The organism is Acinetobacter sp. UBA991, from assembly GCF_002292065.1.
Classification (GTDB): Bacteria; Pseudomonadota; Gammaproteobacteria; order Pseudomonadales; family Moraxellaceae; genus Acinetobacter; species Acinetobacter higginsii.
This window is the reverse complement of sequence record NZ_DBBF01000018.1, coordinates 1-25,989: the sequence shown is the minus strand read 5'-3', so window position 1 is coordinate 25,989 and position 25,989 is coordinate 1. Positions and strand designations below refer to the sequence as shown.

Annotated in this window: 23 protein-coding genes and 2 pseudogenes; 7 read left to right on the top strand and 18 right to left on the bottom strand. The window is 41.3% G+C overall.

Annotated features, from left to right (window positions below):
• Positions 1 to 73 precede the first annotated feature (73 nt).
• From B2727_RS07225 to B2727_RS07215, 3 genes are read right to left on the bottom strand one after another with little or no spacing between them, the layout of a single operon-like run.
• Positions 74 to 1,528, bottom strand: a complete 1,455-nt coding sequence (locus tag B2727_RS07225; protein WP_004655715.1) for an NAD(P)(+) transhydrogenase (Re/Si-specific) subunit beta — start codon at positions 1,526 to 1,528, stop codon at positions 74 to 76.
• A gap of 3 nt (positions 1,529 to 1,531) precedes the next feature.
• Positions 1,532 to 1,855, bottom strand: coding sequence for a proton-translocating transhydrogenase family protein (locus B2727_RS07220; protein WP_004655717.1), 324 nt, complete (start codon positions 1,853 to 1,855; stop codon positions 1,532 to 1,534).
• Positions 1,856 to 1,866: 11 nt separating this feature from the next.
• Entirely contained in the window at positions 1,867 to 2,994 is a 1,128-nt protein-coding gene (locus B2727_RS07215) for a Re/Si-specific NAD(P)(+) transhydrogenase subunit alpha (RefSeq protein WP_004655720.1), read from the bottom strand.
• Between the two features lie 865 nt (positions 2,995 to 3,859).
• Between B2727_RS07215 and B2727_RS07210 the strand changes: the two genes are divergently transcribed.
• The 3 genes from B2727_RS07210 (at position 3,860) to dusA (ending at position 6,597) form a co-directional block, all read left to right on the top strand.
• A complete protein-coding gene (locus B2727_RS07210) occupies positions 3,860 to 4,267 on the top strand; it encodes a RidA family protein (protein WP_033133832.1) in 408 nt (135 codons plus the stop codon).
• A gap of 19 nt (positions 4,268 to 4,286) precedes the next feature.
• Positions 4,287 to 5,480: an MFS transporter gene (locus B2727_RS07205; protein ID WP_033133831.1), complete on the top strand. Its 1,194-nt coding sequence runs from the start codon at positions 4,287 to 4,289 to the stop codon at positions 5,478 to 5,480.
• A 112-nt stretch (positions 5,481 to 5,592) separates the two neighbouring features.
• Positions 5,593 to 6,597 (top strand): tRNA dihydrouridine(20/20a) synthase DusA, encoded by a 1,005-nt coding sequence (dusA, locus tag B2727_RS07200; protein ID WP_241345366.1) that lies wholly within the window; start codon positions 5,593 to 5,595, stop codon positions 6,595 to 6,597.
• A 268-nt stretch (positions 6,598 to 6,865) separates the two neighbouring features.
• Here dusA and B2727_RS07195 read toward each other — a convergent pair whose 3' ends face one another.
• Positions 6,866 to 7,345 (bottom strand): copper resistance protein NlpE N-terminal domain-containing protein, encoded by a 480-nt coding sequence (locus B2727_RS07195; RefSeq protein ID WP_033133805.1) that lies wholly within the window; start codon positions 7,343 to 7,345, stop codon positions 6,866 to 6,868.
• 670 nt (positions 7,346 to 8,015) lie between these two features.
• On the opposite strand from B2727_RS07195, the gene B2727_RS07190 reads away from it, so the two are divergent.
• Complete coding sequence (locus tag B2727_RS07190; RefSeq protein WP_005184842.1) at positions 8,016 to 8,495, top strand: CHAP domain-containing protein; 480 nt, start codon at positions 8,016 to 8,018, stop codon at positions 8,493 to 8,495.
• A gap of 166 nt (positions 8,496 to 8,661) precedes the next feature.
• Here the strand turns inward: B2727_RS07190 and B2727_RS07185 are convergent, their stop codons facing one another.
• The 9 genes and pseudogenes from B2727_RS07185 to B2727_RS07145 form a co-directional block, all read right to left on the bottom strand.
• The gene (locus tag B2727_RS07185) at positions 8,662 to 9,768 is read right to left on the bottom strand and encodes a DUF695 domain-containing protein (protein WP_005312136.1); all 1,107 of its coding nucleotides are present in this window, start codon (positions 9,766 to 9,768) and stop codon (positions 8,662 to 8,664) included.
• Positions 9,769 to 9,867: 99 nt separating this feature from the next.
• Complete coding sequence (locus B2727_RS07180; RefSeq protein WP_033133804.1) at positions 9,868 to 10,638, bottom strand: tRNA threonylcarbamoyladenosine dehydratase; 771 nt, start codon at positions 10,636 to 10,638, stop codon at positions 9,868 to 9,870.
• A 61-nt stretch (positions 10,639 to 10,699) separates the two neighbouring features.
• Positions 10,700 to 11,887, bottom strand: a complete 1,188-nt coding sequence (locus B2727_RS07175; RefSeq protein WP_033133803.1) for an MFS transporter — start codon at positions 11,885 to 11,887, stop codon at positions 10,700 to 10,702.
• Positions 11,888 to 11,997: 110 nt separating this feature from the next.
• Positions 11,998 to 14,754, bottom strand: a complete 2,757-nt coding sequence (gene acnA / locus B2727_RS07170) for an aconitate hydratase AcnA (RefSeq protein ID WP_033133802.1) — start codon at positions 14,752 to 14,754, stop codon at positions 11,998 to 12,000.
• A 126-nt stretch (positions 14,755 to 14,880) separates the two neighbouring features.
• Positions 14,881 to 15,696: a TatD family hydrolase gene (locus B2727_RS07165; RefSeq protein ID WP_033133801.1), complete on the bottom strand. Its 816-nt coding sequence runs from the start codon at positions 15,694 to 15,696 to the stop codon at positions 14,881 to 14,883.
• Positions 15,696 to 16,610, bottom strand: a complete 915-nt coding sequence (locus tag B2727_RS07160; protein WP_033133800.1) for an RsiV family protein — start codon at positions 16,608 to 16,610, stop codon at positions 15,696 to 15,698. The genes B2727_RS07165 and B2727_RS07160 overlap by 1 nt, the downstream gene beginning before the upstream one ends.
• 119 nt (positions 16,611 to 16,729) lie before the next feature.
• Positions 16,730 to 17,557 (bottom strand): hypothetical protein, encoded by an 828-nt coding sequence (locus B2727_RS07155; protein WP_033133799.1) that lies wholly within the window; start codon positions 17,555 to 17,557, stop codon positions 16,730 to 16,732.
• Between the two features lie 69 nt (positions 17,558 to 17,626).
• Positions 17,627 to 19,216 (bottom strand): peptide chain release factor 3, encoded by a 1,590-nt coding sequence (locus B2727_RS07150; protein WP_005312123.1) that lies wholly within the window; start codon positions 19,214 to 19,216, stop codon positions 17,627 to 17,629.
• A 296-nt stretch (positions 19,217 to 19,512) separates the two neighbouring features.
• Positions 19,513 to 19,686: pseudogene (locus B2727_RS07145) on the bottom strand (DDE-type integrase/transposase/recombinase); the annotation flags it as partial.
• Between B2727_RS07145 and B2727_RS07140 the strand changes: the two are divergent.
• Positions 19,672 to 19,851, top strand: a pseudogene (locus B2727_RS07140) (hypothetical protein); the annotation flags it as partial. The pseudogenes B2727_RS07145 and B2727_RS07140 sit on opposite strands and share 15 nt — an antisense overlap.
• 412 nt (positions 19,852 to 20,263) lie before the next feature.
• Here B2727_RS07140 and B2727_RS07135 read toward each other — a convergent pair.
• Positions 20,264 to 20,902 carry a glutathione S-transferase family protein gene (locus B2727_RS07135; RefSeq protein WP_005206931.1) on the bottom strand — a complete coding sequence of 213 codons (639 nt, stop codon included), beginning with the start codon at positions 20,900 to 20,902 and terminating at the stop codon, positions 20,264 to 20,266.
• A 16-nt stretch (positions 20,903 to 20,918) separates the two neighbouring features.
• Positions 20,919 to 21,938, bottom strand: a complete 1,020-nt coding sequence (locus B2727_RS07130) for an NADP-dependent oxidoreductase (RefSeq protein WP_005206929.1) — start codon at positions 21,936 to 21,938, stop codon at positions 20,919 to 20,921.
• 143 nt (positions 21,939 to 22,081) lie between these two features.
• On the opposite strand from B2727_RS07130, the gene B2727_RS07125 reads away from it, so the two are divergent.
• Both B2727_RS07125 and B2727_RS07120 read left to right on the top strand, forming a co-directional pair.
• Complete coding sequence (locus B2727_RS07125) at positions 22,082 to 22,690, top strand: TetR/AcrR family transcriptional regulator (protein WP_005093648.1); 609 nt, start codon at positions 22,082 to 22,084, stop codon at positions 22,688 to 22,690.
• Between the two features lie 104 nt (positions 22,691 to 22,794).
• Positions 22,795 to 23,025 carry a hypothetical protein gene (locus tag B2727_RS07120; protein ID WP_005206927.1) on the top strand — a complete coding sequence of 77 codons (231 nt, stop codon included), beginning with the start codon at positions 22,795 to 22,797 and terminating at the stop codon, positions 23,023 to 23,025.
• An 83-nt stretch (positions 23,026 to 23,108) separates the two neighbouring features.
• Here B2727_RS07120 and B2727_RS07115 read toward each other — a convergent pair whose 3' ends face one another.
• The 3 genes from B2727_RS07115 to B2727_RS07105 form a co-directional block, all read right to left on the bottom strand.
• On the bottom strand, positions 23,109 to 24,236 hold the full coding sequence (locus B2727_RS07115) for an alkene reductase (protein WP_291348701.1): 1,128 nt from the start codon (positions 24,234 to 24,236) through the stop codon (positions 23,109 to 23,111).
• Between the two features lie 200 nt (positions 24,237 to 24,436).
• The gene (locus tag B2727_RS07110; protein ID WP_031956405.1) at positions 24,437 to 25,114 is read right to left on the bottom strand and encodes a type 1 glutamine amidotransferase domain-containing protein; all 678 of its coding nucleotides are present in this window, start codon (positions 25,112 to 25,114) and stop codon (positions 24,437 to 24,439) included.
• Positions 25,115 to 25,199: 85 nt separating this feature from the next.
• The coding region (locus B2727_RS07105; RefSeq protein WP_291348696.1) for an iron-containing alcohol dehydrogenase at positions 25,200 to 25,989 on the bottom strand (790 nt) is incomplete at its 5' end.

Here is a 25,989-nt window from a genome sequence, read left to right as displayed (position 1 = left end):
ACGTTACGACAACATAATATCTTTATAAAAAAGCCACCCGAGGGTGGCTTTTACAATCTTGATTGAGGTCAGTTTAGTGACCACCACCATTGATTGCTTTGGTCATATCTTCCACAACTTTCTTGGCATCACCGAAGATCATCATGGTTTTTTCATTGTAGAACAAGTCATTGTCTAAGCCAGCATAACCTGTTGCCATAGAACGTTTGATCACCATGATGGTACGTGCTTTATGCGCTTCAAGAATCGGCATACCATAAATCGGTGAGGTCGGATCATCTTTCGCCGCAGGGTTAACCACGTCGTTTGCACCAATCACCAGTACCACATCTGTTGCAGGGAAATCTGAGTTGATCTCATCCATTTCCAAGATGTCTTCATAGGCAACATCTGCTTCAGCGAGTAAGACGTTCATGTGACCAGGCATACGACCAGCAACCGGGTGAATCGCGAAGCGAACTTTTACACCCTGCTCTTTCAAGATTTCACACAATTCTTTCACCGCATTCTGTGCACGACCTTGCGCCATACCATAACCCGGTACAATCACAACGCTGTCTGCATTTGACATCAGGAAGCCTGCGTCATCTGCTGAACCAGAGCGGTGGTTACGTTGAACTTGCTCACCCTTATCTGCTGATGCAACTGCTGCACCACCCATTGCACCACCAAACAAAACGTTGATGATTGAACGGTTCATCGCCTTACACATGATGTAAGAAAGAATCGCACCAGATGAACCTACAAGCGAACCAGCAACGATCAACATATTGTTTTCAAGTGTGAAACCAATACCTGCTGCAGCCCAACCAGAGAATGAGTTCAACAACGATACCACAACTGGCATATCACCACCACCGACTGGTGCAATCCACACCCAGCCAAATGCAAGTGCAAGTGCTGTCATTGCCCAGAATGCAGTCATATTACCCGTAGTGAAGAAGTAGAAACCACATGCAAGCATCGCAATAAAGATGGTTGCTTGAACGGGTTTAACCCATGCACCCGAAATTGTTTTTGCCCACTTCTTCGCAGCCAATTTACCGTAAGCAAATACAGATGCGGTAAATGTGATCGCACCCACGAAGCAGCCAACAAACAATTCAAATAAATGAACTGAACTCATATGTGCATGTTGAACACCAGCAGCCGTTAATGCCGCCTCGTTTTGTTCAAATAATGCAGTAAGTTGGTTGTTGTGCAGAATCGCCGCAATTGCAATCAATACCGCAGCCAAACCGACAAGAGAGTGCATCAACGCAACCGTCTCAGGCATTTGTGTCATTGGCACTGTTTTCGCACGTGCGATACCAACGACAGCACCCAATACCATTGCACCACCGATCATCCAAACAACAGGATGTTCAGCAACAAAGAAGGTCGTTACTACTGCAATCGCCATTGCGATCATACCGTAGCGATTACCTGCAATTGCAGTCTTAGGACCAGACAAGCCACGTAAAGTTAAGATAAAGAGGACAGCACCAATCAGGTAGAACCAATCCGCATAGTCTCGAATGAATTCCATTGCTTAGCCCTCTTTTTTCTTTTGCTTCGGCTTGAACATTTCAAGCATACGAGCAGTTACAGCAAAGCCACCGAAGATGTTGATACTTGCCAAGAACACAGCAATCGCACCAAGGATACTCACCACGTTTACACTTTGGAATGCAACGTTAGCATCTACACCAATCGCAGGCATACCCACTGTTTGGATCATCGCGCCAACCACAATAATGGAAGACAACGCATTAGTTACCGCCATTAATGGTGTATGTAACGCAGGCGTTACCCCCCACACCACGTAATAACCAACGAAGATGGCAAGGACGAAAATTGTAATCGTTTCAACCATGAGAACTCTCCTTAACCGCGCTTGAGCAGTACTTGACCGCCATGAGTCACGAGTAACGCTTTTTGGATTTCATCTTCTTGATTGATCGCAAAGGCTTTGTCTTTGTCGAATAATGTCTCAAGGAAGTTAAAAACGTTACGTGCATACAGTGCCGATGCTTCAGTCGCAACTGTGCCTGGAATATTTGGAATACCCAAAATCTTCACACCATTTTCAGTTGTGACTGTTTCGCCTTCTTTAGAACCTTCCACGTTGCCGCCAGTTTCAACAGCCATATCTAAAATGACAGAACCCGGTTTCATTTTGGCAACGGTTTCAGCTTTAATTAAACGCGGAGCATTACGACCTGGAATCAATGCAGTGGTGATTACGATGTCAGCATTTGATACAGCTTTATCTACAATCGCAGCTTGATCTTTGATGTATTGCTCACCCGGCTGCCAACCATAACCGCTTTTCGCAGCTTCAGCAGCACGTTGTTTTTCCTCATCGGACATTGGCACGTCTAGCCATTTGCCGCCTAGAGATTCAACCTGCTCTTTTGCTGTTGGACGCAAATCTGTTGCTTCCACAACAGCACCTAAACGTTTCGCAGTCGCAATCGCTTGAAGACCTGCAACACCAACACCCATAATCACAACACGTGCAGGTTTTACAGTACCTGCAGCCGTCATTAACATTGGGAACATACGTTGATATTCAGCCGCAGCTAACAATACAGACTTATAACCCGCCAAGTTTGCTTGAGAAGAAAGTACGTCCATGTTTTGTGCGCGTGATAGCGTACGTGGCAGTAATTCCAATGCAAAAGCAGACACTTGCTGAGTTGCAAACTGGTCTAATTCTGGATTGCGGTAAGGGTCAAACATTGCAATTACAGTCGTATTCGCCGCAAGCTTTTGAATTTCGTCACCTTTAGGGGCACGTACCTTCAAAATAATTTGGCTGCCTGTATATGCATCGTCCGTAATGGTTGCGCCAACTTGTTCATAAGCACTGTCAATATACGCTGCTTTAACTCCAGCACCACGTTGAATGACAATACTATGACCTGCGTTAATCAACTTCTTCACTGTTTCTGGTGTTGCCGCTACACGACTTTCACCTGCAACAGTTTCGGTTGGGATTCCGATCTGCATGAGCGTTCCTCAAGCTAGTTTTTCTTAAGTAAACATCGCCAAGAGCAATGTTTCCCCCAGGAGTATTCTTTGTAGAAATTTGGATTCTAATGGAACTTTTTTAAATTTCCACCCAATATTTATTTAATAAATACCTATATTTTGAACTGATGATTCACATTTATATTTAGAGCTTGTATGATCCGCAGGTTTGCCTTTTGATCGAACAACGCAGATCGTCCATCTCTTCTTCACATACAAATCTGACCGCTTACGCACTGAATCGGTTCATTTCTATACTGTGCCCTTCCTGATTTGGACAATCACAGCGGTATCTATTCAACATCTCTACCTCTCATCCTGATCATCAGGAGCGTTTAACCAAATCCATTTTCATCGACATTGGTTATTTCTTTGACGCTCTACCAATGTATTGGTTGAATCGGCATCATAATCATGCAGTTGTGGCGAGGGATTGGCTTGTCTGAACTTTTATTGGTCTTTTCGGCAAGTTTTAACTAACAATTTATAACAAGCCATCAAAGAGTGAGAATGAAAGACGATTTTTGCTTATCAGTAAATCTGAATTAGATGAAATTAGTTGCTCAGAAAAATTTAAAAGAATGGAAAAAACTTAAATAGGCATTTTTTCAAGTGATATTTGTATGGTTTTGTCTAGCAAAAGCTGCTTTATTGCACAATATTGGTGCAAATATTAAACACCCACTCAATCCGTCTCTTCAATTTAATTTTTTAAAAACCAAAATACTGAGAAATCGCTCATTTATTCGGACTTTTGCTGGCTTTAGGCTCAAAATATTCTTGACCTCAAGTTAGATTGAGCTTTGATACTGAGTCATCTCCATCTTCCATATGATGTGTCACGATGAAACCGACATTTAAAATGATCAATCCCAGTGAACTTTATGATCCACGCAGTAATGGCTATAGTCATGTGAGCATTGTTCCACCCAATATGCGTACTATTCATATTGCCGGTCAGGGCGGTGAAAATAAAAATGGTGAGCTCTCTAAAGATTTTGACCAACAGGTACAACAAGTCTTCTATAATATCCAACACGCTTTAACTTCAGCACAAGCACAACTATCAGACATTGCGGTTTTACGGATATTGGTGGTTGATCACAATGCGGAGAAACTTCAAATCTTGGCTAAAACCATACAACACTTATGGCCGCAGCATGCCTTTCCTGTCTGCACCCTTATTCCTGTATCACACTTGGCATTAACAGGGATGCAAATTGAAGTTGAAGCAACCGCTTATACCGCATAAACCAGTAATAGAGAAAATTATGTCTGCCCCTCAAGATATTAGTCAAAATAAAACCTTACTTTGGTTTATGGCTGCAGCATGTGGTTTGTGTGCGGGTGCCAACTATTATAGTCAGCCTTTGATTCACTCGATTCAGCAGTATTTTGCAGTGACTGAAGGACAAGCAGCGCTCACGGTAACCTTTGCTCAAGTCTCTTATGCATTGGGCTTACTGTTTATTGTGCCAATGGGCGATGTGGTCAATAAAACTAAATTCATTCCTTTATTGATGGTGTTATGTGCTGTTGGCCTATTTATTAGTGCTTTCTCCATCAACTTACCTATGCTTTGGCTTGGTACGGTCATGGCTGGACTATTCTCAGTTGCTGCACAGGTATTGATTCCACTTGCAACCATGACCGTAAAACCAGAAAAAACAGGTGAAGTGATTGGCTTCTTGATGAGTGGATTGCTGGTCGGTATTTTACTCTCAACCAGTCTTGCAGGCTTGTTTTCTAATCTGTTTCATTGGAAAGTCATTTATGTGGTCAGTGGCATGCTCATGCTGATCTTGGCCTATGCACTGAAAAGCCGCTTACCTTATGCCATGCGCATGAAAATGAATTATGGGCAAGTCTTTGTTTCCATGGCGCAATTACTCAAGCAAGAGAAACGCTTAGTCTTACGTGCGCTTGCAGGCAGTTTTGCTTTCGCTGCAGTCAGTATTCTATATTCAACCATTGCACTACTGTTGACCTCGGCCCATCATCTGCAAGACCTTTTAATTGGTATGGTGCCTTTGGTCGGGATCTTTGGTGCCCTCTCTACGCAATATATAGGTAAATATGCAGATCAAGGCTATACCAGCCAATTAACTTGGATGGGTTGTGCTTTATTTATCTTGAGCTGGATCTGCTTCTATTTTGGGCAAACCGTGTTACTCAGTTATATCCTCGGCTTTGCATTGATTCAGTTGGCATTGGCCTTAGTCCATACCAGCAATCAGAGTGTGATTTTCCGATTACGTCCTGATGCAAAATCCCGTATCAATGCCATTTATATGACTGCCTACTTTACTGGTGGAGCCTGTGGTTCGGCACTCGGCATTTTTGCATGGAATCACGGCGGCTGGAGCATGACGTGTTTGGCTGGAATCAGTCTGGTCTTTGCCTGTATGTTGTTTAGTTTCTTCGACCATCTTTTGACGAAGAGAAGCAATATGCTCACCTCCTAGATATTCATCCGCATGGTGAAAATTGAAGTGACGGGGATCAGCATTGGTGAATTGATCACAAAACTCGTATAATGCTGCCCTTTCTTTTCTTGTCCACATCCGAGATCCGTTTATGCAATCACTTGAATCATTAAAGCCACGTATTTCCGTCGCGCCGATGATGGATTGGACAACAAAGGATTACCGTTTTTTTGCACGCTTATTTAATCCAAATGTGGTTCTCTATACAGAGATGGTGACCACGGGTGCGATTATCTATGGTGGAGCAAACCGTCATTTAGACTTCAACCAACAAGAACATCCAATTGTGTTACAACTCGGCGGCTCAAATCCACAAGATTTAGCCACCTGTACCAAAATGGCTGAAGACTGGGGTTATAACGAAGTCAATTTAAATGTAGGTTGCCCAAGTGACCGTGTGCAGAATAATAAGATTGGTGCATGTCTCATGGCTGAACCCAATCTGGTGGCTGAATGTATTCACAGTATGCAAAAAGCTGTTTCAATTCCGGTGACGGTAAAACATCGTATCGGGATTGATGACATGCACTCCTATGAAGAAATGCTACATTTTGTCGATACGGTAGCAGCAACAGGCTGTACCCATTTTATCGTACATGCGCGTATTGCTATCTTGCAGGGTTTATCTCCAAAAGAGAACCGTGAAGTTCCACCCTTGCGCTATGAAGATGTCTATCGTCTTAAACAAGAACGTCCGCACCTTACCATTGAGATTAACGGCGGGATTAAAACCTTTGAAGAAACACAGCAACATTTACAGCATGTTGATGGGGTGATGATTGGTCGTGAGGCTTATCACAATCCGTATTTATTGGCAGAGATGGGCCAACTCTGGAATCTGGAAGCACCTGATCGTTTTGAGATCATGCAGCAAATGATGCCTTATATTCATCAGCGTGTTGCTGAGGGTGCACCGCTTTCAATTATCACGCGTCATATTCTGGGCTTATTTCAAAACTTGCCAGGCGCACGTAAATGGCGTCAAGCGCTGAGTGGCGGTAATGCCAAAACCATCGCTGATATTGAACAGGCCATTCAAAATATTCAGGCTGCGATGCAACGCACTGAAGATTATTTAAAAGAGCATCAGAACTAATCTAATCTACTAAACATCACTTTTCGGCTTCGGAACATGGCGCAATCCGCTATGTTCCACTACCACTAAGCTTGCGATAAGCTAAAAGTCTCACCAATCACTTGAGCTTAACCACTTAAACTCATGGTTATGCTCAAGCGTAATTTCGCAATTACATCTTCCAGAAGCAACCAAAATTGATGTCCCTTGAGGGCAGGATTTGTCGATCTTTAAAAATGTGTCACGGCTCAGCATGACCGATGCACTTTCAATAAGAATATAACCAAAGTTAAGCTTTTTTAGCTAACTGGAACTCTTCATAAGAATCAAAAGGCAGCTGTGTTTTTGTATCAATGATTTCAGTCAGTTCATCACCTAACATAATCATATTTCGGGTGGGAACACCTTGTAGCTGAATCTTTAATTGATCATTATCCAGAAACTTAAATTGTCCTGCATAAATTTTAGCTGGGCTATTATCATTATTATTGCTTTGTTCCAAGACAAAGGTTTGATCTGCGTTGATTTTAAGATCAATTCCTGTACCCAAACAGCCATCACAACTGGTTACGCAAGTCGCACATGGAACGACACCAGAATAATGCCCGACCCATGCCTTAAGCTCAGGATGATTGACGAAATGTTGCTTATTTGAGTGTATATCTGACGTTCGTGCTTGCGTATTGCTTTGATTTTTTGCCTCATTAGACTGTGAACATCCCAAACTGATACTGGCAAAAACAAAGGAAGTCAGTAATGTCCTTTTCATATACGATTTCCCTCAAACTCAATATTTAACATTCTGCGCAGCTTCAACATAACGCGGCGCATCACTATACGTTCAGGAATGGTGCCATGGCAAGTACTGCAATACTGATGTCAGTCAAAGGAATATTTTTAGATTTTATGCAAAAAGCAGTCTTAGGAAATGGCTCTGTTTTTTATTCAGAAGAAGGTGATTGATATTAAAGTATTCACCATCAAGCATCGCAATATTGAACTGAATATTTTAAACACTCAGCTATTCAAAACAAAATCTTTGATATATGGCTGAATTCATTGCACTATGCTGATGAAAATCAGAAGATTTCGCAGGACAGATCACCTCAAACAATTTACTAAATATCATGATATTAAACATAAACTTATATAAAAACTATGCATCAAAGCAGATCTAATACCCACGCCAATATGTCTATTTTTTAATCAAAAATGAAATATAATCTTACAAATCATTTTATCTAAACTAATCAACCAACAACTTACTGATAATGAAAAAGATTCTTAAATAGCAATTTAGCTAAGTGATCTGTATAACAGCTCAAATGTTATATTATTACGTTACATTTCAGTTTTTTTAAGATTTATCGCTTACTATGGGCGCCGTAATAAATTCTGGCACACGTTCAGTTGTTTTGAAAATGCGGTAGAGATTCACAATGATTTATGATGTACCTTCAGTTGATCACAGTATGATTCACCCACCTTCGCAACAGGTGGTTATTCCTTATCGAGAAATGCCGAAGGCTCCATCAGAGCCAGCCATTGATGTCAGTAAATTCTCTCAAAAGTTGGCTAAAAGAGCGTCTTATCGTAGCTCATCGCAATGTGCCAAATTTGTCAGAATCGCTTTACAGTCAGCAGGTGCTAAAATTGTACAGCACCCTGTTGCAGCATCAGACTGGGGACGCACCTTACAGCAAATTGGTTATCAGAAAATTAATCCTGAATTTAACAACCCACAACCTGGTGATATTTACATTATCCACCGCACTAAAAAGCATCGCTATGGGCACATTGCAGGCTTTACCGGTTCACAATGGGTGTCTGACTATAAGCAAACTAGCTATGATGTCTATAAAGATCCGAATGTGACGTATAGCTATTACCGCTTAGCACCACAGTATCCGCAGGCTTAACCTATGGTGAGTCATTATGAACTCACCAAACTTATATACCCAAGTAGCTCAATCGCTATGGACATAGTTCCTCTAGTCATCATAAAAATACTATTTGCATGAATTTGAGTAATAGCAGTTAGATAGCAATGATCTATTTACCTTAGCATTCAATTGATGACGCTTTTTATCTCCCAAATTTATTCAGACAACGCCAATATTTATCTTTGAAAAAACTAACATCAATTTCAAAATTATCTCTATTATTTTGAATAATTTGGTCAATTATCTTGGATGGTTTTCTAAAATCTTTACAAGCAAAGTATATCGTTCTTAAATTATTGCCAGTTTCTCGACCGATATTTAAATACCCTTCTACATCTTTTAACTCAGCCACTAATGTCTGCTCAATACTTTCAAGCAACTCATATTCATTTGATGGTGGCATACCGTTAAAATTTTCACCATCATAAGGTATTTCAATAATCATCAACCAAGGATGCGATGCTTTTTTATCCCACGCTAATAATGTACTATTCAACGTCGCAATAAGTGGCAAACCCTCATGGGTCTCCCCTTCTAAACTTATATATTCATCCTCATCTGTATTTGAGCGAGTCACTTTATCAAAACGAGAAATTTCACTGTTCTTTAAGGTTAAAATTTTCTTTAAATTTGCAATCGGCATTAATTCTTTTTCAGCATCTTGTCTGGATTGTACTGAAACTTGATCGAGTTTGGTTACCGAATCATATTCTCCTAAGTAATTGTCTAAGAAAATATAAACTCCTTGTAAAAATTCACTTTTTTGCGCTTCATTATATTCATCATGAACCACAAAGAGATCTATTTCATCTGGACATTCAGGGTGGTCTTTTAAATAAAAAGATAAGGTGTCTTGACTAAATTCATAGTCATGCATGCCAATACAGGTCTGATGGATTTCACTAGCGGGTTTAAGGGCTGTAAATTTCCACCCTGTAATTTCAGGTGCTGCGGCAATAAGTTCTTCTACAAAGATAATATTTCGAATCACCCCATCTGGTGTCAATATCAGTTCAGCTGTGTGTTCATCGGCCATTCCTGCTAGGAAAAAAATTCCATCATGAACATTCACTAATTCAGTCCATAATTTATCAAAAAAACCTTCTTGGATTGCGTCTTGATTCTTTGCATTTAATATTTGATAAAACTCATGCTGATGCTTCTGAAACCATTGCCAAAACTCTGCATAACTATTTTGATTGTTTGATATAAGCTGTTCTGTATTGACTAAAGTATTTTTTACACTCATGTTGATTATTCTCTACTTTTTTATCTATCACTAATCAATTTAGCTCAATTGCCGTGGTTGTTAAATGCCTGTTAAATAAGGGCTGATCACCCTCAACAACTATTTGCTAATCTGCATACGATCCAGCTTTTTCAAGACTTCAGCCACTGCGACCATGGCAAAGCTTGAAGTCACCACCACCGCCGAACCATATCCGCCACAGCGTAGACCCGCACTTGGGCAAACATCTGCGCTTGAAAATGGATTATCGATCGAATACACGCAAGTAATGCCGAATTTCTCTTTTGGTTTTTTACAAATTCCCATGGAACGCAGTTGAGTACGCAGCTTCGCTAACATTGGGTCTTGTTCGGTCTTGGATAAATCTGCGACACGAATCTTCAGTGGATCGAGTTTGCCACCTGCACCACCCGAAACAATCAATGGGATTTTGTTAAAACGACAATGTAGCATCAAGGCAAGTTTAGCTTTGACGTCATCAATGCAATCCAGAACAATGCTTGGCACTGGATTTAGAATCTCTTTGACATTTTCAGGCGTCAGATAATCATCAATCACGTTTACTTTCATACGTGGATTAATTTGACGACAACGCTCCGCCATCACTTCGATTTTTTCTTGCCCCAATGTTGAACTCATCGCTGGCAATTGACGGTTAATATTCGATGCGGCCACCACATCCATATCGACTAAGGTCAGTTCACCAATCCCTGTCCGCGCCAGTGCCTCAACAGCCCAACTGCCGACGCCACCAATTCCAATCACCATGACATGACTGTGTTCATAATGCGAAAAGGCAGTTTCTCCATAAATTTTGGCGACACCCGCAAAACGGCGCTCATATTCATCATTTACAGGAACATCGGTCATCACAGTCGTGGTCTATCTTTGCAGTCAAAGCACTATTTTACCGTGTTTAACTGGTTTTAGGTTAGCCCAGTGAAACTTTACTTGATGGTTGATCTCGACGAATTAAAATCACCAACAAGATAAAAACGATCAGGCTCATGCACAAAGCCAACAGGTTTGCATTGATCCATCCGAGGCTACTCAAAATCGGTGCAGGTAAAAATGCCCCTAAGGTCGCAAACAAAGCAATTCCAGTTTCATTGATGCCTTGGACACGATGTTTTTGCTGCTCGTTAAGACCCGCTAACAAGGTTGATGCACCTGAATAAGCAAAATTCCAGCCCACGCCCAGCACGATCAAGGCAGCATTAATATAGATGCCGACCTGTCCAAACATTGGAATTAAAGACGATAACATCAACAAAGCAAAACCAACATAAATCGTGGTATGCGTTCCCCAGCGTTGTATCAGCTTTGACACAAAGAAAGATGGGATAAACATCGCCAATACATGTAACTGAATCGAGATCGAAGCATAATGAAATGAGTGATGTTCCTTGAGATGCAAAGAGGACATAATCATCATGACATTCATAATATAGTAGGCAAATGCACCGCTGATCACCGCAGCGATAATCAACGTGCTTGGCAGTTTGCTACGCTGGGTTGGTTCAATTAGCACCTGCTGTGTTTGCTGGCGTTGGAATTTTTTGTTCCATAGATACAAAGTCGGAGAGAGCAATAAGGCCAAGACACTAAAGATGAAATAGATCGCAGTGAAATCGGGTAAGCCTGCTACCTGTTGAAACTGAATTGCCAACATCGGTGCAATAATTGCTGCGATCACCCCACCCGAAATCACCATCGCGGTGGCTTTTGGAATTAAATCAGTGGCCAAACGATCAGAAGCAGCAAAGCGATAAAAATTCGCAGTTGAGATAAATAAACCTAGTGAAAAATGGCTCAGGCATAATAAATAAAACTGTTGCTGCTGTAGAGCCAAATAACCGAGAACACCAGCAGAGAAAAGACAGATGCAACCAAACTGGAAAACCAAATGCCGCCCAAGCTTTTTCATTAGAAAAGAAAAAATAAAAGTGGTCAGTAACATCGCTAAAAACTGCAAACCATACGGAACTGTAGCCAAAGCCTGAGTTGGCGCTAACTTTAACCCCACAATTGCAGCCACGGTAACAGACAACACCGCAGCAATTAAGTTAAAGGCCTGTGCAACCAAGAGATAATAAACATAGCGAGGTAACTGATTCAAAGCCTTTATCCAATTTAATCGGGCTTGACTACCTTAACGCTGAATGCTTGAAATTCAAACAAAAAAAGATGAAAGACCAGCTTTCATCTTTGATTTAAGAGTGTGTTTCGTTATGCAGCAATCAGATTTCGTAATACATAATGCAAGATACCACCTGCTTTAAAATATTCCACCTCATTCAAGGTATCAATACGACATAACACTTTGAATTGGTCTTGACTGCCATCTTCTCGTTGTACCTGAATATCCAAAGTTTGATGTGGTTGGATATCATCAGATAATCCATGAATCGACAGTACTTCACGGCCAGTGAGGTTCAAGGATTGACGTGTTTGCCCATCCACAAACTGTAATGGCAATACGCCCATACCGACCAAATTAGAGCGGTGAATCCGTTCAAAACTTTCAGCAATAACCGCTTTAACGCCTAAGAGATTGGTCCCTTTTGCAGCCCAGTCTCGTGACGAACCCGTTCCATACTCCTTACCTGCAATAATCACCAACGGTGTTTTCTGTTGCTGGTACAGCATGGATGCATCATAGATGGCCTGCTTTTCACCCGTTGGAATAAAAATGGTATTACCACCTTCTTCACCACCCAGCATTTCATTCTTGATTCGGATATTGGCAAAAGTCCCACGCATCATCACTTCATGATTACCACGTCGAGAACCATAAGAGTTGAAATCTTTCGGTTCAACTCCCTGCTGCTGTAAATAACGTCCTGCAGGGCTGTCTTTCTTGATATTCCCTGCAGGAGAGATATGATCAGTGGTGACTGAGTCGCCCAATACCGCCAAGATGCGTGCCTGTTCAATATTGCTAATGGCTTTCGGAGGCTGGTTAATTTCCTCAAAAAATGGTGGATGGCGAATATAAGTCGAATTATCTTGCCACGCATAAGTTTGGCTTTGTGGAATCTGAATCGCCTGCCAAGTTGCATCACCATCAAATACTGCTGCATATTCTTTATGGAACATGTCGGTATTCACTTTTTGCAGTACTTGATCAATTTCAAACTGACTTGGCCAAATGTCTTTCAAATAAACATCTTGTCCATCTTTGCCTTGTCCAATTGGTTGGGTGGTTAAATCAGTACGGATATTCCCCGCTAAACCATAAGCCACGACCAAAGGTGGAGACGCCAACCAGTTGGTTTTTACCAATGGATGAACACGTCCCTCAAAGTTACGGTTACCTGAAAGCACCGAAGCAACATTTAAATCATGGCACTGAATTGCTTCTTCAATCGGTTCAGGTAAAGGCCCAGAGTTACCGATACAGGTGGTACAACCATAACCAACCAAGTTATAACCCAACTCATCCAAGTATGGTGTTACACCTGCAGCCGCTAAATAATCAGTGACCACTTTAGAGCCCGGAGCCAGCGAGCTTTTCACCCATGGTTTGCGTTGCAGACCTTTTTCAATTGCTTTTTTAGCCAATAGCCCCGCAGCTAACATCACACTTGGATTGGAGGTGTTGGTACATGAGGTGATTGCTGAAATCACCACATCACCATCCTTCAATGGATACGATTTTCCATCAATGGTACAAGCAGGTTCTTCATGCGCTAAATTCGCTTTCTTGGCTTCAACAGCAGTACCTCCGCCGCCTTCATTCTCTAAACGTTCTTTGGCTTCTTTCGCAGGTTTTAAATTCAGCTCCATCAATGCATTAAATGTTTTCGGAACATCACCCAACAAAACCCGATCTTGTGGACGTTTTGGCCCAGCCAGACTGGCTTGTACGGTACTCATATCCAGACTCAAGGTATCGGTAAATACAGGTTCATCGCCTGCATGACGCCACAATCCTTGTTGTTTACTATAGGCTTCGACTAAATCTATACGTTCTTGTTTGCGGCCAGTTAAGGCTAAATATCCCAATGTCACATCATCAATCGGGAAGAAACCACAGGTTGCTCCATATTCAGGTGCCATATTGGCAATGGTCGCACGGTCAGCCAATGGTAAATCAGCCAAACCATCACCATAAAACTCAACGAATTTACCCACCACGCCTTTTTGACGCAGCATTTGGGTAATGGTCAGAACCAAATCGGTCGCAGTAATGCCTTCATTCAATTTGCCTGTGAGTTTGAATCCGATCACTTCTGGAATCAACATGGATACAGGTTGCCCAAGCATCGCTGCTTCGGCTTCAATCCCGCCCACACCCCAACCAAGTACACCAAGGCCATTGATCATGGTGGTATGTGAATCTGTTCCAACTAAGGTATCTGGAAAAGCAAAAACCTGACCTTCATCATCACCTAACCAGACCGCTTGCGCTAAGTATTCTAAATTGACTTGGTGGCAAATCCCTGTACCGGGTGGCACCACACTAAAATTATTAAATGCAGATTGTCCCCAACGTAGGAATTGATAACGCTCACCATTGCGTTGCATTTCAATTTCAACGTTCTCGGCAAAGGCATTTTCATCAGCAAAATGATCAACCATCACCGAATGGTCAATGACCAGATCAACGGGTGACAAAGGATTGATCAGGTTAGGATCACCGCCTGCTTGAGACATTGCGGCACGCATCGCAGCCAGATCGACCACTGCTGGAACACCAGTGAAATCCTGCATTAACACCCGTGCAGGGCGATATTGAATTTCCTGATCAGAACTTTTGGTTTTCTGCCAATCAACCAAGGCCTGAATATGCTCCACTTTTACACTTTTTTGATCTTCGAAACGGAGTAAATTTTCTAGCAAAACCTTTAAAGACTTTGGCAATTTATCAATATTGCCAAGTGTTTCAGCTGCTCGCGCTAAACTATAGATTTGATAAGATGTCGAACCGACGGTGAGTGTTTGTAATGCATTGAAACTATTGATTTTGCTATATCTGGCCATAAGGTTACCCTCCCAGTATTGGCTGATTTGTTTATTATCAAATTGTTCTTTTAATGTACCCCTGTTTAGAAAAGTATGTGTTCCCTTTTAGTATCTTATTTTTAACGAGATTATTTGCTTATTCTCTTAAAATTTAAGTCGCAACGCAGCCAATGAGTTTTGCCATACTTGTGCAGCCAGCTGCAACTCAGGCAGGCCAAGGGTCTGAGCCAAACTTTCTAGAACATAAGGTAAATTGACTGGGGTATTACGGGTACGATGCTCGGTCGAAGTTTGGCAACACAACGGCGTCATATCTGGACAATCGGTTTCAATCACCAAGTTTTCACTGCCTATCGCTTGTACCACTTGATGCAGCTTTTTAGCATTTGGATTGGTGATTTGTCCTGTCACCCCAATTTTAAAGCCCAGTTTAACCAAGGCTTTGGCTTCTTCGACACCACCACTAAACGCATGGGCAATGCCACCCAATTTGAATTTTTGTGTTTTTAAAATGGCAAGGGTTTCTGCATGTGCCTTACGGATATGCAATAGCACAGGCTTTTGATACTGTGTTGCCAATGCCAATTGCTCAATAAAATAATGTTGTTGCTTGGCAAATAGTTCAGGCTGTTTATGTTGTTTTAAAAAAGTATCTAAACCGATTTCACCTACAGCCACACAGTCATGCTGCTGTAAGACTTGCTCAAGTCGCTGTAAATGTTCTGGCTGATGTTGTTCGATATAAAAAGGATGCAAGCCAGGTGCCAGATAAGAAGTCGGCACCTTATCCCAAGCGTGTAATTGTTGATGGGTGTGGATCAGCTCATCGAATCGGGATTCAACAAAACCGATTAACACCAAAGCATCGACCCCAACCTGTTTTGCTTGTTCAGCCAGATGTTGCCGATCATGATCAAAATCGGCAACATCAAAATGGGTATGGGTATCGAACAGTTGCATTAACTTTGACTTGGCGTACTTGCAGCGGGGGTAGATGCTGCTGGCGTATCAATTTTTGGTAAATATTCAGGTTTTAACACGCCTTGTAACTCACTAAATGGAATCACTAATCGCGGTAAACCGACGACATAAGGACCAATCTCATATTCGCCATATTGCAGAATTAAACCCTGTTCACCCAATAAGAAATTATCGGTGACTTGGAAAGGCCAAGCCTGTTCATACTCCTTCGGATCTGTTGCAAGTTTGGAATCGACAATCCATGTTTTAAACGCCTCATGTGCCAATTTGTCTAAACTCGCTTTTTGCTTCGGCAACAATAAGTCGTGTAGCTGCACCTGTTTTTGAGTGGTTAAATCAAAGTTGTAATAGCGTTGTGAAGTCGAGCCATGTGCCCCACCCAAATAACTACTGCTATTCAACACTACGGTTGCCAATGTTCCTTTCGGTTGTAAAATCTTTGGCTTAATCATCAAGCTGATCTGATGACTACTACTGAGCGCTTTTAACTCTTCGTCAATTTTAACAAAGGCATTGGCATAAGCTTGTGCCTGAGCATCTAAACCTGTTTTTTGCTCAGTCGTTTTTGGTGCAGATGCTGCTGAAGCATCGGCATCAACGACATCGAGCATTTTACTCAATTGATCGAGAATCTGCTGATCCAGTAACTGGTCAATAAAGGGGAAATTACTTTGTAATCGTTCAACGGTAAAATCGGGGCAGGTATTACCTTTACATTCAGGTAAAGTCACCTGTAGCTTCACTGTTTCACCACGCAAAATCGGCTCGGCAGTTTGCTGTGCCGCTGGCGGATCTGTCGGTTTATCCTGTGATTCTTTAGGTTCTGATTTCGGCTGGCAAGCAGCAAGTAAAATTGCACAAGCAAGCACGCTAAATTTAGCAATTGTTTTCATTTAAAACCTATCAGCATTGTTATTACACAAGATTTTTAAATGCTATCGAACTTCATACAAAACCGCTAGCAGTGCATGCAATTTCTATACGAATCTCAAAAATCTTGTACTCTATCTGATTAGAACATTTGCTGATAAATTTCAGCTTGTAGCATCTGTTTACTTTGTTCAGTGCTGAGATAGATATCCAGTTGTGGTGCATCCTTACTAATTTCGTTGGCACGATAATGTAATCCAATGCCCTCACCATCAAAGAACCAATCTGCCTGCCCCCAATACAATTTTTTCGGCAGCTGCTTTTTCACTTCTGAAGATTGCTTCTCAATCCATTGTTGGTAATGCGTCTGAATAATTTCGTTTAATGCATTTTGCTGATTCTTTTGAATCACGTCTAAGACGCTGACACTTTTTTGTAGCTTGCGATCTGCGACAAAGAAATAGAAACGATCTTTCACCGCAATATCCTCTTGCTGCGCATTTACCCCAACTTGCAACAATACATATTGATTTCGCTGTGAAGCAATTCGGGTATTTAAATGCAGTTCATAAGCCTTATTTTTAGAATATTTATCCTGCCATTCATCCGACTTTTTTACATAGGCATTAATCGCTTGTTGCAAGGTTAGATTCTTATTTAACTCAATCTGCTGTTGAATCACGTTGGCCTGATTTTTCGCAATCCACGCATTCAGCCAATCATCCTGTGTTTTAATGGTTTGAATGTCGACATCAATACAATTTTTCTTTTCACAAAATGGCAAAGCATAATCTGCCTTGGCTTCTTTCATATTTAAATAAGGGAGAACTTCGGCTTTTTCGACTGATGACGCAGCCTGTTCTTTGGTCTGCTCTGCAGTACTTTCATTTTTATTCGGATGATCACATGCCGTTAAAGCCATCATGCCAATCATCATACTGACAGCTAAAAGTGGTTTTAAAGTGTTCATTGCATCATCCTTTATTTTTAGTTCGTTCAATTAAAAACAGCCTCTAATTAGAAGCTGTTTTTGTGCAGTTTAGTGTTCTCGTGTGTTACGGAACTGAATATCTGGCCAGCGTTCTTGCATCAACTGCAAGTTTACGCGACTTGGTGCAAGATAAGTTAAGTGGCCACCGCCATCAACTGAAAGTTGATCATGCGCTTTTTTCTTAAACTCATTCAGAATCTTTTCGTCATCACAATGCACCCAACGAACCGTATGTACACTGACAGGCTCATAAATACAGTCCACTTTATATTCTTCTTTTAAACGATAAGCAACCACATCAAACTGTAACACACCGACCGCACCGACAATCAGATCATTACTGATTTGTGGCATGAAGACCTGAGTTGCACCCTCTTCAGATAATTCTTTCAAACCTTTTTGCAATTGCTTCGATTTCAATGGATCTTTTAAGCGAACACGACGGAACATTTCAGGTGCGAAGTGTGGAATCCCTGTGAAATGAAGATTTTCACCGCTGGTAAAGGTATCACCAATCTGAATGGTACCGTGGTTATGTAAACCAATAATATCGCCCGGCCAAGCTTCTTCCAAATGCTCACGCTCGCCCGCAAGGAAAGTCAATGCATCACTGATACGGACATCTTTACCAATACGCACATGATTCATTTTCAAGCCTTTTTCATATTTACCTGAGCAAATACGCATAAAGGCAATACGGTCACGGTGTTTCGGGTCCATATTGGCCTGAATCTTAAACACGAAGCCTGTGAAGCCTTCTTCATTGGCATCCACAATACGTTCTTGCGTTGGATGTGCCTTCGGCTCTGGCGCCCAATTAATAAAGGTATCCAAGACATGGTCAACCGCAAAGTTACCCAATGCCGTACCAAACAATACAGGAGTTTGTTTACCTTGTAGGAATAACTCACGGTCTAATGGTTCATTTGCCATTTGCACCAATTCAAGTGATTCTTCAAAGGAAGCCCACGCCAACTCACCGACTTTTTCACGAATATCGGCATGGTCATAGCCATCACGCACTTCAATATCGGTAATGGTTGAGCCAAAACCTGCTTTATAGACATACAGTTTGTTTTCAAGCAGATTGTAAACACCCGCAAAATCACGCCCCATACCTAAAGGCCATGTAATCGGCACACAGCGAATATTCAGGACATTTTCAATTTCATCGAGCAACTCTAAAGGCTCGCGAATCTCACGGTCCATTTTGTTCACAAATGAAATGATTGGTGTGTCGCGCATACGACACACTTCCATCAATTTAATGGTACGTTCTTCGACACCTTTTGCACCATCGATCACCATCAACGCAGAGTCCACTGCGGTCAAGGTACGGTAAGTATCTTCTGAGAAGTCTTCATGCCCCGGTGTATCAAGTAAGTTAATGGTGTGCTTTTTATAAGGGAACTGCATCACCGATGTGGTAATCGAGATACCGCGTTCTTTTTCCATTTCCATCCAGTCCGACGTTGCAGAACGATCAGACTTACGGCTTTTTACCATACCAGCAACTTGAATCGCCTTACCCCATAACAACAGTTTTTCTGTCATGGTGGTCTTACCCGCATCGGGGTGGGAAATGATGGCAAAGGTTCTACGAGCCTTTACTTCTCTAGCTAATTCATCTTTAAACATAAGAAAAATCTACAATATGTACACAGTTATGTACACATTTCTAAATATGTACTAAAACTGAAAAAGTGGGAATTCAAAATTGGCGTAATTGTAGCAGATTTAGAGTTGTATAGGCATAGGTGGAAATCCAGTGGCTTTTTTTTGGGGGGGGGAAACACCTAGTTTTATAAACTCAATTTATCTCTTTGCTTCGGACTTTTCGGCTTATCGGGAATTGATGTTTGCTGGATTAACAGGACACTCTTACTTAGGAGATTCTAGGCAGGCAACTTGTAAAAGTCCTCTGCCATTTGATTTGGTGCATTATTGTAGCAATCGCCTTTTTTACTCATCGAAGCCTGAAATCCATATTTTTCAATCATATTGCGATATTCATGGCTGCAATATTGGCTTCCTCTGTCCGAGTGAACGATTAATTTTCGAGATGGTTTATGATTGCCAACAGCCATGCTGAGAGCAGGGGTAATCAATTAAAAGACTCCATCAATCTTGGAGAATATTCTCCAGAGCTTGATGATAATGGTATTTATATTTTACCTGCTTCAGGTGAGTATGAAATTAGAGTATTACAACCTAGATCACAGGCAAGAAAAGATAAAAAACCTCAATACTGGATGAATATTAACATTAAATAAAGACTTGCTAGATTCTTTTAAGCTTTTATACAAGAGTTCAAAAACTATTGCCAGTTAAACGGGGCCTGATTTTTACGTATATGTGTTTATGTTAGTAAAATGATGTAGTTTACTTGTTTAAGACCCCGAGGAATAATTTAATCTTGCTGTGCGTTAGCCACGTTTCTTTCTTTCAAAAGTTGATTATATCTTTCAACGTAACCGTCACGATATTCAAGCTCTTTTGATAGGAATTTACAGTGGAAGAACAGGCGCAACTTGTCTTAAATAATGGTAATTCCTTATCTTTAAAATAGAGAACGCCCGATGAAATTCATTAGGCGTTTACTTAAATATGTGTCAGCTTATTTTATAACTAGCTGTACTTGACAATCACGATTCTTTTTCTCAATTGCCTTAAAAATCAATCTTGCTATTTTTGACTTTTCACACCATTTTGTTCAATTTGTACTGCGGCTTGCCAGCTAGGTAGTTGGCTTAAACCTGCTACATAACGTTGGATATGGGGATAATTTTCACCTTGTCCCATATGATAAACTAAAGCATGTAGTCCAAAGCCCATCATAAAGTCAGCACCGGTTAAACGGTCTGCCACTAGAAACTCTTTATCTTTTAAATATTCATTTAAATAGCTAAATACTTTATCGAACTCAACTTGGGTATAATTTTCTAGAAATACCAACTTCGTACCCTGCTTGGTTTCAATCGCATTAAACGTTTTTAATAAAAATGGCAGCATGGCAGAGCTTTCTGAGAAATGAATCCACTGTAGATAATCGACATAGGTAGGTTCATCCATATCAGGTCCTAAATGCGGCGCAAGTTTCTGAATTAATAACTCAACGATTGCGCCTGACTCTGCAATAACTTTGCCATCCCATTCCAATACTGGAGATTTCCCTAAAGGATGGATGGTTTTTAAAGAGTCAGGGGCCAAATGCGTGTTTGAGTCACGATAATAGCGTTTCAGCTCATAAGGCTGCTTGATTTCTTCAAGTAACCACAAAATGCGAAAAGAACGTGATTGATCTAAATGATGTAGTGTAATCATGATAATTCCTATTTTTTTAAATTTTTACAACGACTTTGCCAAAGTTTTCGCCTTTCAACATACCATTGAAAGCATTGATCGTGTTATCTAAACCTTGCACCATATGCTCTTTATATTTGATTTTTCCGTCTTTCAACCATTCAGACATTTGCTGATAGAATTCCGGATACTGACTGCCATAATCATCAAAAATAATAAAGCCTTGCATGCGAATACGTTTTTTTAAAAGGGTAGAAATAAAGCCCGGTAAACGGTCTGGCCCTTGTGCTTGCTCGGTAGCGTTATACTGGGAAACCACACCACACACCGGTACACGTGCCGCAGAGTTAAGCAATGGCCATACAGCATCAAACACTTTACCCCCCACATTCTCATAATAAATATCAATACCGTTGGGAGCTGCTTGTTGTAATTGTTCTGCAAAATTTTCATCATGATGATTGATACAAGCATTGAAGCCGAGTTCTTCTACTGCATAACGACATTTTTCAGCCCCACCTGCGACGCCAACCACGCGACAACCTTTAAGTTTGCCAATCTGTCCAACCGTAGCACCAACAGGTCCTGTTGCAGCTGCAACGACCAAAGTTTCACCAGCTTTAGGCTGGCCAATGTCCAACAACCCCATATAAGCAGTAAATCCTGGCATTCCCAAAATACCCAATGCCCAAGATGGATGTTCAGGTTGCATACCTAAGCTTTGACAGGCAGACCCATTAGAAATTGCGTAGCTCTGCCAGCCATTTCCGGAAAGAACCCACTCGCCTTCTTTAAATTTTGGGTTTTTAGAGGCCACCACTTGACTGACTGTTCCACCGACCATCACTTCGCCAATTTCAACCGGTGCTGCATATGAAGGAGCATCACTCATGCGACCACGCATATAAGGATCGAGTGACAAGTAAATGGTCTTTAACAATATCTCGCCTTGTTTAAGTTCATTGAGCTCAATTTGCTCAATACGAAAATCGCTGTGTTTTGGCTCACCCACTGGCCGTTTAGCTAAAACGATGCGTTGATTAATAACTGTTTTCACAAATATAACTCCATGTTTTATTTAGAAGTATTTCTCTTCACAATCAAAAATTATGATTAAAATTTCTTTACAACCATTGTAGATGAGTTATACTAAAAAACAATACGACTGGTCTATTTTTTACAATAGAGTAAATAATTAATATGAAGCCTAATCCTATTAAAAAGTCTGAAGCGAAACGCTTACACATTCTTAACACTAGTTCAGACCTGATTTTGCATAAAGGTTTTACCGGTGTAGGATTACAGGAAATTTTACAGAGCTGTGAGATCCCCAAAGGCTCGTTTTATCATTATTTCCAATCCAAGGAAGCTTTCGGATGTGAATTGGTACAGCATTATGTAGACAATTACCAAGTCCGTTTAAATGATGTATGGCGTAGCGATAAATCCCCTTATCAAAAGCTGATTGAGTATTTTAATTTATGGATAGAAGATCCTGAAACACAGTGTGGTTGGGCGGATAGCTGTTTAATTGTGAAACTTGCCGCAGAAGTTGCCGATCTATCTGAAGATATGCGCTCCATTATGTCCGCTGGCGTCGATGATGTAATCGAACGTATTGCTGGTTTAATTGATTTGGGAAAACAGGATCAGTCTATCCAAGCAGATACTGAGGCCTCGACGTTGGCACAAGTACTTTACCAAATGTGGTTAGGTGCAGCATTACTGAGTAAGTTGCAAAAAGATAAAACACCATTACATCAAGCTCTGAGAGCAACTAAATTTCTATTAAAAAGTGAAGATTCATAAAAATTAGATTAAATATCAATTACATAATTAATGACAGCAGCCCAATAATTACTTATTAATGTGTTGCTATTAGATCAATTTACAATCCATGAGTATAGCGCACAATGAATTCTCCTTCTAAAGCCCTCATGACTCGTATTTTAGTCGGATATTTAGGCTTATATCCCACACTATTACTGGTACTCACTTTATTAAAGCCAATTACTCAGCATCAAAGTTTCCCGATGATGGTGTTGATTGAAGTCATAGTATTAGTGCCAGTAACGCAACTGATTTCTTTCCCACTGGCAGGTTGGCTCATTACACAGCTAAAAAATTTTAAGAGCCTGTTTTAAGAAGAAATTGTGCTGGCAACAGCAATCCTAAGTCGTTATTTTGCCAACCACAAAGGTTGGCAAAATAACTCATTAAGTCAATATTAATCTGCGTAAGCTGGATAATCAATATAGCCTTTTTCCGTCCCACCATACATAGTGCTTGCATCTACTGCATTCAATGGCCAGCCATTGGCGATGCGATCGGGTAAATCTGGATTCGCAATAAATGGGCGTCCAAATGCAATTAAATCGGCCAGCCCTGCCTCTAAAATTCGAGTCCCTCTTTCTGCCGTATATCGACCTGCATAAATAATCCGACCACTGAAAGTGTCTCTGACATCTTTACGAAAATCATGAGGAAGTTCTGGTGCATTATCCCAATCAGCTTCTGCAATCGATAAATAGGCAATCCCAACTTCTTCAAGTATTTTTATGGCTTCAATATAAGTCACATGTGGATCATCTTCAACCAACCCCATGTAAACACGATCTTCCTCTGTACTTTCAAATAGCGGGGCAAAACGCACTCCTAAACGATCTGCACCAACCACCTCAGCAACTGCCTGTACTACTTCACGTAAAAAACGCAAACGATTGTTTAGTGATCCCCCATATTCATCTTCACGGTGGTTACTATGTGCAGAGATAAATTGATTTACCAAATAACCATTTGCACAATGAATTTCAACCCCATCAAAACCAGCAGCCAAGGCATTGCGTGCTGCTTGAGCATAGAGTTGCACTAATTCTTTAACTTCTGCATTGCTTAAAGCACGTGGCATTGAAGGATCAGCCAAGGTCCCAGCATTAGGCCCGGTCTCAATAAACACTTTAACATTACTATCAGCCCTAATAGCCGAGGGTGCGACCGGTGATGCATGATTAGGTTGCAAAGATGTATGTGAAACACGCCCAACATGCCAAAGTTGTGCAAAAATAATGCCTCCTTTAGCATGCACTGCTTCAGTCACTTTACGCCATCCAGCAATCTGTTCAGGGCTGTAAATACCGGGAGTCCAAGCATAGCCTTGACCACGTGGCTCGATTTGCGTACCTTCGGTGACCATAAATCCTGCCCCGGCACGCTGTTGATAATAGGTTGCCATCAATTCATTTGGAATATTCCCTGGCTGAGTACTGCGCGACCGCGTTAATGGTGGCAATACAATACGGTTTCGCAAAACATAAGGGCCTAAGCTTAAGTTTTGAAAAAGTATGCTGTCTTTCACTTCATTGTATCCAAGTAATCATGACTTAATTGATCTAAATTAAAAAATACCCTTCCTTCCTGTATATAGAAAAATAAAGGAAAGAAAGCTATTAACTCAGACCCTCCACCATTAAGTGAGGGTTATTTTGCTTATTGCGCCCGTTGCTCAGAGTCAGAAGTTATTCACTGCTAAGCACCACAACAGACGCTAGCTACTCTTTATTTCAACAATTGAAGTAATGCTGTAGCAGTTGCAGCAGAAGAGGCTGGATTTTGTCCAGTAACCAGCAAGCCATCTACTTGAACATGTACTTGCCAATCATCTACTTTAGAATAATGACCACCATTTTCTTTAAGCATGTCTTCGACTAAAAATGGTACAATTTCAGTCAAGCCTACAGCAGCCTCCTCAGTATTGCTAAAACCAGTGACTAATTTACCGCTGACTAAAGGCGCTCCATTACTCGCTTTCACATGACGAAGAACACCTGGGGCATGACACACTGCTGCAACAGGTTTGCCAGACTGAATCGCCTGTTCAATCAGAGAAATTGAAATCGGATCTTCTGCTAAATCCCACAATGGGCCATGCCCGCCTGGATAAAACACTGCATCATAATCAGCTACAGAAATTTCGCTAAGTTTATGCGTCTGTGCCAATGCTTGCATTGCAGTTGGATCAGCTTCAAAACGATGAGTGGCTTCAGTTTGCGCATCGGCTAAATTACTTTTAGGATCTAGTGGTGGCTGCCCACCTTGAGGCGACGCCAGCGTAACTTCAGCACCAGAGTCAATAAAGGTGTAATACGGTGCAGCAAGTTCTTCTAGCCAGAAACCTGTTTTCTTACCCGTATTGCCAAGTTGATCATGTGAGGTTAAAACGATTAAAATTTTCATGTTATTTCTCCGATATTTTTCAGGATTGAGGAGCATTGTTGCATGATCACTTGTCGTGTAGCGTGACCATGACAGATACGCTTATTTAGATACTCGTCTCGAGAATTTGGCGACTGATCTCTAATGAAACAGTTTTATGTTCGCCTAGCTGTGTAAGATTGTGTGATTTAAGTTGCGTAATGATGATCTCAATATCCGTCTCCCCCAGTCCATAATCGCTAAGACGAGTCGGCAATCCAAGTTGCTCAAAGAAGGCTCGAGTACGAGCAATAGCAGTATCAATACGTTGTTCTTCATCACCTTCGACAATCTGCCAGACTCGAGCTGCATACTGTAGTAATTTTTCTCGCTTCTCTTGACGACGCACTTGTAGATTGGCCGGCAACACAATGGCCAAGGTACGAGCATGATCAATACCATGTAAAGCCGTGAGCTCATGCCCAATCAAATGGGTTGACCAATCTTGTGGTACACCAGCTCCAATTAGCCCATTCAGTGCCATGCTAGCAGCCCACATCAAATTCGCACGCGTGTCATAATCTGCTGAATCTTCCAAGATTTTCGGCCCAATCTCAATCAGAGTTTGCAATAGACCTTCGGCAAAACGATCTTGTACTTGTGCATTGACAGGGTAAGTTAAGTACTGTTCCATGACATGAATAAATGCATCAACCACGCCATTTGCTAACTGGCGCGTCGGCAAACTAAAAGTTTTATTCGGATCGAGTACGGAAAATTGCGGAAAAACATAGGGGCTGCTAAATGACAATTTGGCTTGGGTCGATTTTCTGGTGACTACCCCACCGCTATTCATTTCTGAACCAGTTGCTGGAAGGGTGAGTACACTCGCAAAGGGCAAAGCTTGAGTAATTTTA

Excerpts from the sequence above, each read along its gene's own strand:
- B2727_RS07225 (WP_004655715.1), bottom strand. The coding sequence starts at position 1,528 with ATGGAATTCATTCGAGACTATGCGGATTGGTTCTACCTGATTGGTGCT.
- B2727_RS07220 (WP_004655717.1), bottom strand. The coding sequence starts at position 1,855 with ATGGTTGAAACGATTACAATTTTCGTCCTTGCCATCTTCGTTGGTTAT.
- B2727_RS07215 (WP_004655720.1), bottom strand. The coding sequence starts at position 2,994 with ATGCAGATCGGAATCCCAACCGAAACTGTTGCAGGTGAAAGTCGTGTA.
- B2727_RS07210 (WP_033133832.1), top strand. The coding sequence starts at position 3,860 with ATGAAACCGACATTTAAAATGATCAATCCCAGTGAACTTTATGATCCA.
- B2727_RS07205 (WP_033133831.1), top strand. The coding sequence starts at position 4,287 with ATGTCTGCCCCTCAAGATATTAGTCAAAATAAAACCTTACTTTGGTTT.
- dusA (WP_241345366.1), top strand. The coding sequence starts at position 5,593 with ATGCAATCACTTGAATCATTAAAGCCACGTATTTCCGTCGCGCCGATG.
- B2727_RS07195 (WP_033133805.1), bottom strand. The coding sequence starts at position 7,345 with ATGAAAAGGACATTACTGACTTCCTTTGTTTTTGCCAGTATCAGTTTG.
- B2727_RS07190 (WP_005184842.1), top strand. The coding sequence starts at position 8,016 with ATGATTTATGATGTACCTTCAGTTGATCACAGTATGATTCACCCACCT.
- B2727_RS07185 (WP_005312136.1), bottom strand. The coding sequence starts at position 9,768 with ATGAGTGTAAAAAATACTTTAGTCAATACAGAACAGCTTATATCAAAC.
- B2727_RS07180 (WP_033133804.1), bottom strand. The coding sequence starts at position 10,638 with ATGACCGATGTTCCTGTAAATGATGAATATGAGCGCCGTTTTGCGGGT.
- acnA (WP_033133802.1), bottom strand. The coding sequence starts at position 14,754 with ATGGCCAGATATAGCAAAATCAATAGTTTCAATGCATTACAAACACTC.
- B2727_RS07165 (WP_033133801.1), bottom strand. The coding sequence starts at position 15,696 with ATGCAACTGTTCGATACCCATACCCATTTTGATGTTGCCGATTTTGAT.
- B2727_RS07160 (WP_033133800.1), bottom strand. The coding sequence starts at position 16,610 with ATGAAAACAATTGCTAAATTTAGCGTGCTTGCTTGTGCAATTTTACTT.
- B2727_RS07155 (WP_033133799.1), bottom strand. The coding sequence starts at position 17,557 with ATGAACACTTTAAAACCACTTTTAGCTGTCAGTATGATGATTGGCATG.
- B2727_RS07150 (WP_005312123.1), bottom strand. The coding sequence starts at position 19,216 with ATGTTTAAAGATGAATTAGCTAGAGAAGTAAAGGCTCGTAGAACCTTT.
- B2727_RS07135 (WP_005206931.1), bottom strand. The coding sequence starts at position 20,902 with ATGATTACACTACATCATTTAGATCAATCACGTTCTTTTCGCATTTTG.
- B2727_RS07125 (WP_005093648.1), top strand. The coding sequence starts at position 22,082 with ATGAAGCCTAATCCTATTAAAAAGTCTGAAGCGAAACGCTTACACATT.
- B2727_RS07120 (WP_005206927.1), top strand. The coding sequence starts at position 22,795 with ATGAATTCTCCTTCTAAAGCCCTCATGACTCGTATTTTAGTCGGATAT.
- B2727_RS07110 (WP_031956405.1), bottom strand. The coding sequence starts at position 25,114 with ATGAAAATTTTAATCGTTTTAACCTCACATGATCAACTTGGCAATACG.